Below are 12,696 nucleotides of genomic sequence, written 5' to 3'. Positions count from 1 at the left end.
AGGAGAGGGGACCGCAGATCGGGGAGCCCTGGGGCCCCCGCTGTCGGCCCTGAACGGGCCTCGTCCTCAAACGCCGGACGGGCTGAAAGACCAAACCGCTACGAGTGGCCCAGTTCCGCCGTCGCCTCGTCCGAGACGTCCGGGACCGAGCCCGAGTCGGGGGCGGGGCGCAGGGGGAACGGGTCGACGCGGGTCTCGTCGATCACCGGTGGGGCCGGGCGCGGGGGTTTGGGCATGACGGCCGCCTCGGAGTGGCCGCCGCAGCCGTACGCCAGGGACACCACGCGCCCGTCCGCCGGGGCGAACTCGTTGGCGCAGACGCCGAAGGCCTGGCCCAGGGAGCCGCCGATCGGCTGGAGGAAGCCGCAGCTGACGCAGGTCGCGGGGGCCGCCTGGGCCATGGTGGTCTTGGCGCCGTACGCCTCGTCCCAGCGGTCGGCGGCGGTGTGCAGTCCGTAGCGGGACAGGACCCGCGCGCGGCGCATGCCCAGTTCCTCCGCCACCGCGGCGATCGAACCCCGGGCGGGCGCCACCGGAAGGTTCGCCGGGCTGCCCGCGGTGACCTCCGCGTCCTCGGCCTCCACCAGCTCGGCCATCTCCTCGGAGACGGCGGAGCTCGGCACCGGCTCGTCCTCGCCGGAGTAGCCGGGCTCCAGGCGCAGGTCCTCGGCGTCGGTGGGGAGGAGATCGCCGGGGCCCATGTCTCCCGGGCGCAGCCGCTCGCTCCACGGCACCCACTCGGGTGCCAGCAGCGCGTCCGGGCCCGGCAGCAGCACGACCTCGTCCAGGGTCACGACCTTCGCCCGGGACGCCCGCGCCACCGTGACCGCCCAGCGCCAGCCCCGGTAGCCGAGCTCCTTGCACTCGAAGAAGTGCGTGACGACCCGGTCGCCCTCGGACTCGTGCCCGGCGTGCTCGCCGACGACGCCCGGCGCCGCCGCCTCCTCGGCTGCGGTGCGGGCGAGATCGACCGCCTCGGCGCACAGACGGTCGGGGGTGCGGCTTCGCGTGGTCGCTGCGCTCACAGGTATCGCTTCTCTCCTACGCCGTCACTGTAGGTGCGTACGCCGGGGGCGAGGGTGGCGGACGGAGCGGACCCGGGGACCGCGTCGACGTCCGCGCCCGCTCACGCTCGGGCGCACCTGTGCCATCCATTGTGCAAGATGGCTGAGATACGCACGCTACCTGCTCGCGTGCGCTCGGCCTACACCGACGGGACGTTTGGCACCCTCGCACCGGTCTCGGTATGGCCACGGCAAGTCCGTAAATGCGCGGCCATACGCGCGGTAACCGCACTACGAACGCCTCAGTCGGGGCACTATGACGTCGTGGCAGCCGCGAAGACACCCCAAGGAGCCACCGGGATCGGTGGGGCCAAAGGGCTCAAGGGGAGCAGCCGACGCACCGGTACGGGCCGGGCGCGCGGCTCCTTCCGCTCGGTCGGCCGCGCCCTGCACCTGCCGTTCACCGGCCCGGCCCGCGGGATCCGCAAGGCCACCCACGCGCACGGGGCGGGCGAGTCGGGACTCGGCAAACTGATCGAACTGCACGGTGTGAACGGCGCGGGCGATGTGATGATCACGGTCGCGCTCGCCTCCACCGTCTTCTTCTCCGTCCCCACCGACGAGGCCCGCGGGCGTGTCGCCCTCTACCTCGCCATCACCATGGCGCCCTTCACCGTCCTCGCCCCGGTGATCGGCCCGCTCCTGGACCGCCTGCCGCACGGCCGCCGGGCCGCGATGGCGGGCGCGATGCTCGCCCGCGCGCTGCTCGCCCTCGTCCTGTCCGGGGCGGTCGCCACCGGCAGCATCGAGATGTATCCGGCGGCCCTGGGCGTCCTGGTCTCCTCCAAGGCGTACGGCGTGGTCAGAAGCGCCGTCGTGCCCCGCCTGCTGCCACCCCGCTTCTCCCTGGTGAAGGCCAACTCCCGGGTCACCCTCGGCGGGCTCCTCGCCACCGCGATCGCCGCGCCCATCGCGGCCGGGCTCCAGTCCATCGGAGCACACTGGCCGCTCTACGGCGCCTTCGTGATCTTCCTGGTGGGGACGTTCCTGTCCTTCACGCTGCCGCCGAAGGTCGACTCCGCCAAGGGCGAGGACATCGCGCTGCTCGCCGCGGACGAGGCGCACCTGCACGGCCCGCACCGCCAGCCCGTCAAGCGCCCCGGGCTGCGCACGGTCGGTATCGCCGTCACCCACGCCCTGGGTGCGAACGCCGCGCTCCGCTTCCTCTCCGGGTTCCTGACCTTCTTCCTGGCGTTCCTGCTGCGCGAGCATCCGCTGTCCGGGCAGACCGCGGCGGTGTCCCTGGGGATCGTGGTCGTCTCGGCGGGCGTGGGCAACGCGCTGGGCACCTCGGTCGGGGCGTGGCTGCGGCAACGGGCACCGGAGATCATCATCCTGACCGTCGTCGCGTTCGTCCTGGGTGTCGCCATCACCGCCGCGATCTTCTTCGGGGCGTTCCTGGTGGCCGTCCTCGCCGCGGTCGCCGGGTTCGCGCAGGCGCTGTCCAAGCTGTCCCTGGACGCGCTGATCCAGCGGGACGTGCCCGAGCAGGTCCGTACGTCGGCGTTCGCCCGCTCGGAGACGATCCTCCAGGTGTCCTGGGTGTTCGGCGGTGCGGTCGGCATCGTGATGCCCCTCAACGGCTCGCTGGGCCTGTCGGTGGCCGCCGGGGCGGTCGCCGTGGGCTGGCTGCTGACGGTCAAGGGGCTGCTGAGCTCGGCCCGCCACGGCGGGACCGCACGCGCGCGCGTGGCGTAACGCACGGCACGCCGCACCCCACGTAGCGGGACGGGTGAAGGCGCCCGATAGCCTTCGGCCATGACCTCCATGCAATCCGTTGTGCGACGCCGCCGCGCCGTCGCCGCCGCCGGCGCCGTTTCCGCCGGACTGCTTGTCCTGTCGGCCTGCGACAAGCCGACGCCGCGCGCCACCGTCACGGTCGGCAAGAACTCGGTGAGCACCGAGGCCGAGTGCTGGGAGGACGGCGACAACCTGGGCCAGGAGAAGGCCACCAAGTGCGCCCTGAAGAAGGGGTCCGACTCGATCGACGTCCCGCAGAGCGAGACCCTGCGCATCGGCGTCGACCCGGAGATCGCGGACACCGGCTGGGCGCTGTGGATCAACGGCCAGCAGGTCACGGACGTCTACGAGTCGACGTACTACTCCTTCCAGGGCGTCGACCTGTTCGCGAGCCAGCAGGGCCAGGCCGCGCCGAAGGAGCTGAACATCAGCGTCGTCCAGCAGGACAAGTCGGACGGCGGGGTCAGCAAGTCGTACAAGGGCGTGTGGAACTTCAAGCTCGTCAACGACAACGCCTGAGTCGTACGACGCCGATGCGCATCCTCGTGGCCACCGCGGTCCCGGTCGAACGGGACGCGGTGGCTCGCGCGTTCGAGGGGACGGCGGCCGCCCTCGTCGACGTGATCGCCGCGGGTGTGGGTCCGGCCCTCGCCGCCGCCGGCACGGCCACCGCTCTGGCGGGCGGCCGCTACGGCCTGGTCGTGTCCGCCGGAATCGCCGGGGGTTTCCAGCCCGAGGCGCCTGTCGGCTCCCTCGTGGTCGCCGACGAGATCACCGCGGCCGACCTCGGTGCCGAGACCGCCGACGGGTTCCTGCCCGTGACCGAGCTGGGCTTCGGGACCGTCACCCACCGTCCCCCGGAAGCACTCGTACGGGACGCCGTGGCCGCCACCGGGGCACGCTCCGGCGCCGTGCTCACCGTCTCCACCGTCACCGGCACCGCCGCCCGTGCCGCCGCCCTCCGCGAACGGCACCCCACCGCGCTCGCCGAGGCCATGGAGGGCTTCGGGGTCGCCGAGGCCGCCGCGCTGCACGGTGTGCCGGTGCTGGAGGTGCGGGCCGTGTCCAATCCGGTCGGGCCCCGCGACCGGGCCGCCTGGCGCATTCCGGACGCCCTGGCCGCCCTGACCGAGGGCTTCGGGAAGCTCGCGCCCGTACTGGAGAGTTGGAACCAGGCATGAGCCTTCAGATCGCTTACTCCCCCTGCCCCAACGACACCTTCGTCTTCGACGCCCTCGCCCACGGCCGCGTCCCCGGCGCGCCCGCGCTCGACGTGACGTTCGCGGACATCGACATCACCAACGGCATGGCCGAGCGCGGCGAGTCCGACGCCCTGAAGGTGTCCTACGCCGTACTGCCGTACGTCCTCGACGAGTACGCCCTGCTGCCGTGCGGCGGTGCGCTGGGCCGGGGCTGCGGGCCGCTGGTGCTGACACGCGAGGCCGGGACGGATCTGACGGGCCGTACGGTCGCCGTGCCGAGCGAGCGGTCGACGGCGTATCTGCTGTTCCGCCTCTGGGCCGCGGACACGCTGCCCGCCGGGGTGGGCGAGATCGTCGTCATGCCGTTCCACGAGATCATGCCGGCCGTGCGGGACGGGAAGGTCGACGCGGGGCTGGTCATCCACGAGGCGCGCTTCACGTACCGCGGCTACGGGCTGCACAAGCTCGCGGACATGGGCGAGCACTGGGAGCGGACGACCGGGCTGCCGATCCCGCTGGGCGCGATCATCGCGAAGCGGTCCCTCGGCGCGAAGACGCTGACGAACCTGGCCGATTCCATCCGTACGTCGGTGCGCGCCGCGTGGGACGACCCCGAGATCTCCCGGCCCTACGTCATGGAACACGCCCAGGAGATGGACCCGTCCGTCGCCGACCAGCACATCGGTCTGTACGTCAACGAGTTCACCCACGATCTCGGCGTGGACGGCTACGCGGCGGTGCGGGGGCTCCTCACCCGTGCGGCGGCCGAGGGGCTGGTGCCGCCCCTCGGCCCGAACGCACTGCAATTCCCGTAGAAATCAAGGGATTCCGGACGGTGGCTCCAGATGGTTTCTATACGTCGAGCTGGTCGGCGACCGCCCGGAGCAGACCGGCGATCTTCTTTCCGGCGGCCTTGTCGGGGTAGCGGCCCCGCTCCAGCATCGGCGTGATGTTCTCGAGGAGAGTCGTCAGATCCTGGACGATGGAGGCCAGCTCGTCCGGCTTCTTGCGAGTGGCGGCCGCGACCGACGGCGTCGGGTCCAGGATGACCACCGAAAGTGCCTGATCACCGCGTTGACCGGCGACGACCCCGAACTCCACGCGCTGGCCCGGCTTCAGGCTCTCGACTCCGGCGGGGAGGACCGAGGAATGGACGAAGACGTCACCGCCGTCGTCGCGGGAGAGAAAGCCGAAGCCCTTCTCGCTGTTGAACCACTTGACCTTGCCGGTAGGCACGTCTGTTCCTCGTCCTCGTACTCGTCGGAAAACTGCTTCTGAAAACTGCTGCTGAAAACGGCTCTTGATAGCACTGGGGCGGGTCGTCGGGACCCGCCGGTACCAAGGCTAATGGTCTTCGTGTCGGTGACAAGACGTCGCCCGGTTGTTCCTTCGGGCAGGGAACTACCCTGGTCCGGTGCGTGACAAAACCCAAACGAATTCCGCCGGGCCCGGTGACCGACTGATCCGTGCCGGTGCCATCGTGTTCTTCATCGGTACGGTGGCCACACTCGTCACCGTGGCCCCGCTGTTCCTCGGAACGACGCCCTTTCCGACGTACATGTTCGGACTGAGCATGCTCATGGGCGTCGGCTTCCTGCTGGCCGGCGCGGGCGTGCTCCAGTCGATCGCGGCGGGGCGGCGTCAGGCGCGGGCCGGACGGTAGCCGGCGAGCCAGGCGGGAAACTCCGTCAGGTCGGCGAGGACGACGTCCGCACCGGCCGCGGTCAGCTCCTCCGCACTGCACGGCCCGGTGGCCACGGCGACCGAGAGCGCCCCGGCGGTCCGGGCGCCCCGGACGTCCCCGAGGTGGTCGCCGACGTAGACGCTCGCCCCGTGCTCGCGCAGCGCCTCGGCCTTCTGCTCGGCCCACAGGTCGCCGATCACCGCGTCGGGGGCGAGGCCGAGATGCTCGACGTGCAGCTTGGCGCTCGGCTCGTACTTCGCGGTCACCACGATCGCCCGGCCGCCGGCCGCCTGTACGGCGGCTATCGCCTCGCGGGCGCCGGTCAGCGCGGGCGTCGCGGTGATGGCGATCGACGGGTACAGCGACCGGTAGAGATCGGCCATGGCCGGGATCTCGTCCGCCGGGAACCAGTGGGCCAGCTCCTCCACCAGCGGCGGCCCGAGCCGCGTGATCGCGAGCTCGGCGTCGATGTACGCTCCCGTCCGCTCGGACAGCGCCCGGTAGCAGGCGTGGATGCCGGGGCGGGAGTCGATGAGGGTCATGTCGAGGTCGAAGCCGACGGTCGGGGCGGAGATGGGTGCAGTGGCCATATGGGCCATTGTGCCCAGTCGGTACGACAGTCCTACCTGTGCCGCTGTGATCGCCACACGAGGAACAGCGCCGACGCGACGGCCGCGCCCCGGATCACCCAGGGCCAGGTGTCGGCGACCGCGTCGTTCATCTGCCCCTTTGCGATGGGGTCGCCCCAGCGGCCCTCGCTGCGGCCCCACAGCCACACCACACCGGCGGTGAGCGCGAGGCCGGGCAGGAACATCACCGCCCACTTGGTCTCGGCATCGGTCAGCCGCCGGGAGGCGTAGGCGATGAGCCAGCCGAGGAGGAGGACGACGAGGTTGCCGAGAACGGCGCCCGCGACGAGCAGCCCGGCGGCGATCAGCAGCAGCGGGTTGGTCCACTTGCCCTTGGGCAGCGAGAACAACCGACGGCGACCGGCCGGGACTTCCTCGACCTCGACCTCGGGGACGGGTTCCGCGGCCTTCTCGACGACGGGCTTCGGCTCGTCCTTCGGCGGCGGGGGCTTGAGGAGCTCCGGGATCTCCACGCCCCCCACGAACCCGGCCGGGACGCTCTCCCCGACGCCGAACGGCGTGCTGTCCGTCCGCCACCAGTCCGGCTGGCGCGAACGGTCCCCGATCTCGGCCTCGCCGGCGAGGTGCGGCGGCACGGAGACCTCGGGCACCGTCTCGGCGGGGCGCGGCTTGGGGACGATACGGCGCAGTCCCTTGAGCCGGGGCTCACCGCCCTCCCGGTCCCGCTGCACGGGTACGGCGGTAGGGGCAGGAGCCGCGGCCGGAACCGGGGCCTGCGGCACGGCACCCGTGCCACCCGCCGCGGTGACGACCTCGTCCGGGCTCCCGAGCCGGTCCAGGATCCGGCGCACGGCCGCGGGACTGTCCACGGGGGTCTTCGCCCGCCGCCGGTCGATCTCGTTCCGCAGCTCCGACACGAGCCGCATCCGGGTCCCGGACGGCAACTGCCGCTGCTGGGCCACGTCACCGACACGGCTCAGATACTCGTAGACGACCTGGTCGCTCTCGATACCCACGAAGTCCCTCCGGGGGGCGGCGCGTTGATTCCCCGGGGACGACCGTATCGCGCGGCGGGCAACCGACGTAGCGGTGCGGGGGCGTGCCGCGGGAGGACTCCGGGTCGGTCCTCGCAGCGTGGGGAGCGGTCGGGCCGGCCGTGTGGGGGTGGGTCGTGGTGGGGGTTTCCGCATGCGGACGCGCGCCTCGGCGTCGTACGCACCCGCTACCGTGGGTCGGATGAGCACCTCGGCCACACCGCCCCGCTCCCTCGCAGAGGCTCTGCGTGTCAGAGACGACGCCTCACTCGGCGCGCTGCTGCGGGCTCGCCCCGATCTCATCACTCCCGTGCCCACCGACCTCACGCAGCTCGCCACGCGGGCCGGCACGCGGGCTTCCGTGGTCAGGGCGTTGGAGCGGCTGGACCGGTTCGCGTTGCAGACCGCGGAGGCGCTGGCGGTGGCGGGGGAGCCGGCGTCGTACGAGGAGCTGCTCGGTCTGATGGCCGGGGACGCCGGGGAGCCCGCCGTCGCCAAGGCGCTGCCGAAGGCGCTGGGCACGCTGCGGGAGCAGGCGCTGGTGTGGGGCGACGACGGTCGGCTGCGGCTGGTGCGGACCGCGCGGGAGCTGCTGGCGCCCTCGCCGCAGCATCCGTCGCCGACGGGGCTCGGGCCGACCGTGCAGGAGGCCACGGCCGGGATGTCGCCGGGGCGGATCCAGGAGATCGTGGCCGCGGCCGGCCTGCCCTCGACGCACGACTCGGTCTCCGCCGTCGCCGCGCTCACGGCTCTCTTCTCCGGCCGCAAGGGAATGTCGGCCCTGCTCGCAGGGGTCCCCGAGGAGTCCCTGGAGGTACTGCGGCGCCTGGTGTGGGGCCCGCCGTACGGCCAGGTCACCGCGGACCCCGCGCCGAGACTGCGGCGTCTGCTGGACCTCGGGCTGCTGCTGCCGACGGCGCCGGGGACGGTCGTACTGCCGCGGGAGGTGGCCCTGCATCTGCGGGCCGGTCTGGCCCACCGCGTCACCGAACCGCTGCCCCCCGCCGTCGAGGCCGCGGCCACGCACCGTCCACAGGTTGTGGACGCGACGGCGGCCGGCCAGGCGTACACGGCGCTGGCGACGGTGGAGGAGCTGCTGAAGGACTGGGACGAGGGCGGGCCCGCGGTGCTGCGGGCCGGCGGCCTGAGCGTCCGCGACCTCAAGCGCACTGCCGTCGCGCTCGACGTGTCCGAGCCGATCGCCGCGTTCTGGGTCGAACTCGCCTACGCGGCAGGCCTGATCGCCTCCGACGGCGAGGCGGACGAACGGTACGCGGCGACCCCCGCCTACGACGAGTGGCTGGAGCGTCCGGCGGCCGAGCGGTGGGCGCACCTGGCCGAGACCTGGCTGACGGCGACCCGGACGGCAGGCCTGATCGGCGGCCGGGACGCGAAGGACCGCACCCTGTCCGCGCTCGGCCCCGGCCTGGACCGCGGCGCCGCGCCGGAGGTACGGCACCGCGTACTGACCCTCCTGGCGGCCCTGCCGGAGGGCGCCTCACCGTCGGCGGAGTCGGTACTGGCCCGGCTGCGCTGGGAGCGCCCGCTGCGAGGCCCCCAACGGGACGACGACCTGCGGTCAAGGCTCGCGGAGTGGACCCTGAGCGAGACGGAACTCCTGGGCGTGACGGGCCGGGGCGCACTGTCGAGCCAGGGACGAGCCCTGCTGGGAGCACCCCCACGAACAACCCACTCCACCCCCGCTCCCGGTCCGGGCGACAAACTGCCGGTCCACCACCACACACCCCCCACCCCCGAACCCCTCACCGCCCCGGAACAGGCGGTGGCCTCCGCCGCGGCAGCCCGCCTCCTGGCCCCCCTCCTCCCCGAGCCCCTGGACCACGTCCTGCTCCAGGCCGACCTGACCGCCGTGGCCCCGGGCCCGCTGCAACGCCCCCTGGCCGACGTGCTGGGCGTGCTCGCGGACGTGGAGTCGAAGGGCGGCGCGACGGTGTACCGCTTCACGCCCGGTTCGGTCCGCCGCGCCCTGGACGCCGGCCGGTCCGCCTCCGACCTGCACGCCTTCCTCACCGCGCACTCCCGCACGCCGGTCCCCCAGCCGCTGAGCTACCTGATCGACGACGTGGCCCGCAAACACGGCCACCTGCGGGTGGGCGCGGCCTCCGCCTACGTCCGCTGCGACGACGACGCCGTACTCAACGAGATCCTCGCCGACAAGCGCGCCGCCGGCCTGGGCCTGCGCCGCCTCGCCCCGACCGTCCTGGCGGCCCAGGCGGACCCGGCGACGCTCCTGGACGGCCTGCGCCAGATGGGCTTCGCCCCCGCCGCCGAATCAGCCGAGGGCGACGTCCTGATCGCCCGCGCCCACGCCCACCGCACCCCGCCCCGCACAGCCCCCGAACCGGTCCCGGACGGCCCGCCGGTACCGGACGCCACCCTCCTGTCGGCAGCGATCCGAGCCATCCGCGCCGGCGACCTGGCCTCCACGACCCCGCGCAAGGAGAGCCCGTCCCACCCCGCCGGCGAACTCCCCCGCACCAGCTCCGCCGAGACCCTGGCCACCATGCAGGCCGCCGTCCTCACCAACGAGACCCTCTGGATCGGCTACGTCAACGCCGAGGGCACCGCCAGCCAACGAGTCATCGCCCCGATCCGAGTAGAGGGCGGCTTCGTCACGGCGTACGACCACACGGCGGACGAGGTGAAGACGTACCCCTTGCACCGCATCACGGGAGTAGCGGAACTGGCGGACGACTAGCGCCCCCAGCCGGAACGCACCGGCACCGGCGCAACGGCGAGCAGGGGACGTACCGGGGGGTGTCCGCCCGCAGCGTCGGGCGTCAAACCGACAGCACAGCCCAGACGAAACAGTGTCGCCCGACCGAGGACGGACACCCCCCGGTGCGGCACCGACTCACAACGCACCGTAGTGCGCGACGCGAACCCCCACGAAGAGGCCACGGGCCGCCGCAGGCATCCACCCACAACGCGAGCCAGGCAACGAGTCAGCACTCGCCGACCGGACCACCCGCCGGCAGCCCGAAGTGGGCCCGGGCCTCCGCCTCCAACGAGTCGGCCGACAGAGAGCCCTCGGCAGCGGACTCCGCGAACACCCCGAAGTGGGACTCCGTCCACTCCGCGTACCCGGCACCGTCGGGCGGCGACTCCCGGGACAGAACGCGAAAGCCGCCGTCCGCCTCCCGGACCAGCCGCACCACCTGCGGATACGAGCCCCCGCTGCACTCCACGAGGGCCCGGTCGTGCACCCCGTACTCCATGCACAGCGTGTTGACGCCGGCCCGTATCAACCCCTCGCGCTCGTCCAGCTCCAGCGCCTCCGCCCGGCAGAACCAGCGCGCGTCGATCCCGGGCACCGCCTCCCCGTACCCGCTCCCCCGTGAGTCCGCAGCGAGCCGCGCCTCGATCACCGGCCGCACCTCACCCCACAGCCGCCCGTCGACCCCGGCCGGCCACATGGCCCACGCGCCGGTGGCCACCAGCACCCCCACGGCGCCCCCGCCGGTCACCCAGCCGCGCACAGACAGCCCCGCCATAGCGCCCACCGCCCTCCACCCGTCGCACGTCACGCGTCGCGCCCCGTGCGCTGCTCGCCCGGTCAGACGGTCGAGGAGTGACCAGGGTTGCCCAGGACGAGGCCACCGCTTCGGCGCGAGGTACGGCACACTGGAGGTTTGGCCGTTACGGAAAGGGTGTGCCGCGCGTGAACGGACCGCTGATCGTCCAGTCGGACAAGACGCTGCTCCTGGAGGTCGACCACGAGCAGGCCGACGCGTGCCGTCGGGTCATCGCGCCGTTCGCCGAGCTGGAGCGGGCCCCGGAGCACATCCACACCTACCGGGTGACGCCGCTGGGGCTGTGGAACGCCCGCGCGGCCGGGCACGACGCCGAGCAGGTGGTCGACGCCCTGGTGCAGTACAGCCGGTATCCGGTGCCGCACGCGCTGCTCGTGGACATCGCCGAGACCATGGACCGCTACGGTCGGCTGACGCTCAGCAAGCATCCCGCGCACGGGCTCGTGCTCACCACCACCGACCGGCCGGTGCTGGAGGAGATCCTGCGCTCCAAGCGGATCACCCCGCTGGTCGGCGCCCGGCTCGACCCGGACACCGTCGCCGTGCACCCCTCCGAGCGCGGGCAGATCAAGCAGACCCTGCTGAAGCTGGGCTGGCCCGCCGAGGACCTCGCGGGGTACGTCGACGGCGAGGCGCACCCGATCGAGCTGGACGAGGACGGCTGGGCGCTGCGGCCCTACCAGAAGCAGGCCGTGGAGAACTTCTGGCACGGCGGCAGCGGAGTGGTCGTGCTGCCCTGTGGCGCGGGCAAGACCCTGGTCGGCGCCGGGGCCATGGCGCAGGCCAAGTCGACGACCCTCATCCTCGTCACGAACACCGTCTCGGCCCGGCAGTGGAAGCACGAGCTGGTGAAGCGGACCTCGCTGACCGAGGAGGAGATCGGCGAGTACAGCGGGACGCGGAAGGAGATCCGGCCCGTCACGATCGCCACCTACCAGGTGCTCACGACCAGGCGTAAGGGTGTCTATCCGCATCTGGAGCTCTTCGACTCCCGGGACTGGGGGCTGATCCTCTACGACGAGGTGCATCTGCTGCCGGCTCCGGTCTTCAAGTTCACGGCTGACCTCCAGGCGCGGCGGCGGCTCGGGCTGACGGCGACCCTGGTGCGGGAGGACGGGCGGGAGTCCGACGTGTTCTCCCTGATCGGGCCCAAGCGGTTCGACGCGCCGTGGAAGGAGATCGAGGCGCAGGGGTACATCGCGCCCGCCGACTGCGTCGAGGTCCGGGTCAACCTCACCGACTCCGAGCGGCTGGCGTACGCCACCGCCGAGCAGGAGGAGAAGTACCGCTTCTGTGCGACGACCGCGACCAAGCGGAAGGTCACGGAGGCGCTGGTCAAGCGGTTCGCCGGGCAGCAGATCCTGGTGATCGGCCAGTACATCGACCAGCTCGACGAGCTGGGTGAGCATCTGAACGCGCCCGTGATCAAGGGCGAGACGCCCAACGCGCAGCGCGAGAAGCTCTTCGACGCCTTCCGTGAGGGCGAGATCAGCGTGCTGGTGGTGTCGAAGGTGGCGAACTTCTCCATCGACCTGCCGGAGGCGACGGTCGCCATCCAGGTGTCGGGCACCTTCGGGTCGCGGCAGGAGGAGGCACAGCGGCTGGGACGGGTGCTGCGGCCGAAGGCGGACGGGCACCAGGCGCACTTCTACTCGGTGGTGGCCCGGGACACGATCGACCAGGACTTCGCCGCCCATCGGCAGCGGTTCCTGGCGGAGCAGGGGTACGCCTACCGGATCGTGGACGCGGACGAACTGCTGGCCGAGGAGAGCTGAGCCGACCCGGGCTTCCGACTTCCGATCCGGGCTTCCGACCCGGGCTTTCGCCG

General features: G+C 72.5%; 12 protein-coding genes. 7 read left to right on the top strand and 5 right to left on the bottom strand.

Features of this window, described 5'->3' with window-relative positions; translation table 11 throughout:
• Window positions 1-98: 98 nt before the first annotated feature.
• A complete protein-coding gene (locus tag ABKA17_RS27740; protein ID WP_353694976.1) occupies window positions 99-1,025 on the bottom strand; it encodes a DUF3027 domain-containing protein in 927 nt (308 codons plus the stop codon).
• Window positions 1,026-1,328: 303 nt separating this feature from the next.
• On the opposite strand from ABKA17_RS27740, the gene ABKA17_RS27735 reads away from it, so the two are divergent.
• The 4 genes from ABKA17_RS27735 to ABKA17_RS27720 are packed head-to-tail and all read left to right on the top strand — an operon-like array spanning window position 1,329 to window position 4,821.
• A complete protein-coding gene (locus ABKA17_RS27735) occupies window positions 1,329-2,762 on the top strand; it encodes an MFS transporter (protein WP_353694975.1) in 1,434 nt (477 codons plus the stop codon).
• A 60-nt stretch (window positions 2,763-2,822) separates the two neighbouring features.
• Window positions 2,823-3,323 carry a hypothetical protein gene (locus tag ABKA17_RS27730; protein ID WP_353694974.1) on the top strand — a complete coding sequence of 167 codons (501 nt, stop codon included), beginning with the start codon at window positions 2,823-2,825 and terminating at the stop codon, window positions 3,321-3,323.
• Window positions 3,324-3,337: 14 nt separating this feature from the next.
• Window positions 3,338-3,985, top strand: coding sequence for a futalosine hydrolase (locus ABKA17_RS27725; protein ID WP_353694973.1), 648 nt, complete (start codon window positions 3,338-3,340; stop codon window positions 3,983-3,985).
• Window positions 3,982-4,821, top strand: coding sequence for a 1,4-dihydroxy-6-naphtoate synthase (locus tag ABKA17_RS27720; protein WP_353694972.1), 840 nt, complete (start codon window positions 3,982-3,984; stop codon window positions 4,819-4,821). The genes ABKA17_RS27725 and ABKA17_RS27720 overlap by 4 nt, the downstream gene beginning before the upstream one ends.
• Window positions 4,822-4,858: 37 nt before the next feature.
• On the opposite strand, the gene ABKA17_RS27715 is transcribed toward ABKA17_RS27720, so the two are convergent.
• On the bottom strand, window positions 4,859-5,242 hold the full coding sequence (locus ABKA17_RS27715) for a cold-shock protein (protein ID WP_353694971.1): 384 nt from the start codon (window positions 5,240-5,242) through the stop codon (window positions 4,859-4,861).
• Between the two features lie 178 nt (window positions 5,243-5,420).
• Between ABKA17_RS27715 and ABKA17_RS27710 the strand changes: the two genes are divergently transcribed.
• On the top strand, window positions 5,421-5,669 hold the full coding sequence (locus tag ABKA17_RS27710) for a hypothetical protein (protein ID WP_353694970.1): 249 nt from the start codon (window positions 5,421-5,423) through the stop codon (window positions 5,667-5,669).
• On the opposite strand, the gene ABKA17_RS27705 is transcribed toward ABKA17_RS27710, so the two are convergent.
• Together ABKA17_RS27705 and ABKA17_RS27700 are read right to left on the bottom strand one after the other, a co-directional pair.
• Window positions 5,648-6,289 (bottom strand): HAD family hydrolase, encoded by a 642-nt coding sequence (locus tag ABKA17_RS27705; RefSeq protein WP_502994401.1) that lies wholly within the window; start codon window positions 6,287-6,289, stop codon window positions 5,648-5,650. The genes ABKA17_RS27710 and ABKA17_RS27705 overlap by 22 nt on opposite strands.
• Window positions 6,290-6,312: 23 nt before the next feature.
• Entirely contained in the window at window positions 6,313-7,296 is a 984-nt protein-coding gene (locus ABKA17_RS27700; protein ID WP_353694968.1) for a hypothetical protein, read from the bottom strand.
• Window positions 7,297-7,516: 220 nt separating this feature from the next.
• Between ABKA17_RS27700 and ABKA17_RS27695 the strand changes: the two genes are divergently transcribed.
• Window positions 7,517-10,033 (top strand): helicase-associated domain-containing protein, encoded by a 2,517-nt coding sequence (locus ABKA17_RS27695; RefSeq protein WP_353694967.1) that lies wholly within the window; start codon window positions 7,517-7,519, stop codon window positions 10,031-10,033.
• A gap of 247 nt (window positions 10,034-10,280) precedes the next feature.
• On the opposite strand, the gene ABKA17_RS27690 is transcribed toward ABKA17_RS27695, so the two are convergent.
• A complete protein-coding gene (locus ABKA17_RS27690) occupies window positions 10,281-10,829 on the bottom strand; it encodes a hypothetical protein (RefSeq protein WP_353694966.1) in 549 nt (182 codons plus the stop codon).
• Window positions 10,830-10,996: 167 nt separating this feature from the next.
• On the opposite strand from ABKA17_RS27690, the gene ABKA17_RS27685 reads away from it, so the two are divergent.
• Window positions 10,997-12,643: a DNA repair helicase XPB gene (locus tag ABKA17_RS27685; protein ID WP_353694965.1), complete on the top strand. Its 1,647-nt coding sequence runs from the start codon at window positions 10,997-10,999 to the stop codon at window positions 12,641-12,643.
• Window positions 12,644-12,696 lie beyond the last annotated feature (53 nt).

Source organism: Streptomyces sp. RG80 (genome assembly GCF_040446465.1).
Classification (GTDB): domain Bacteria; phylum Actinomycetota; class Actinomycetes; order Streptomycetales; family Streptomycetaceae; genus Streptomyces.
The sequence above is the reverse complement of the archived record's forward strand: the minus strand, read 5'-3'. Positions and strand labels throughout refer to the sequence as shown.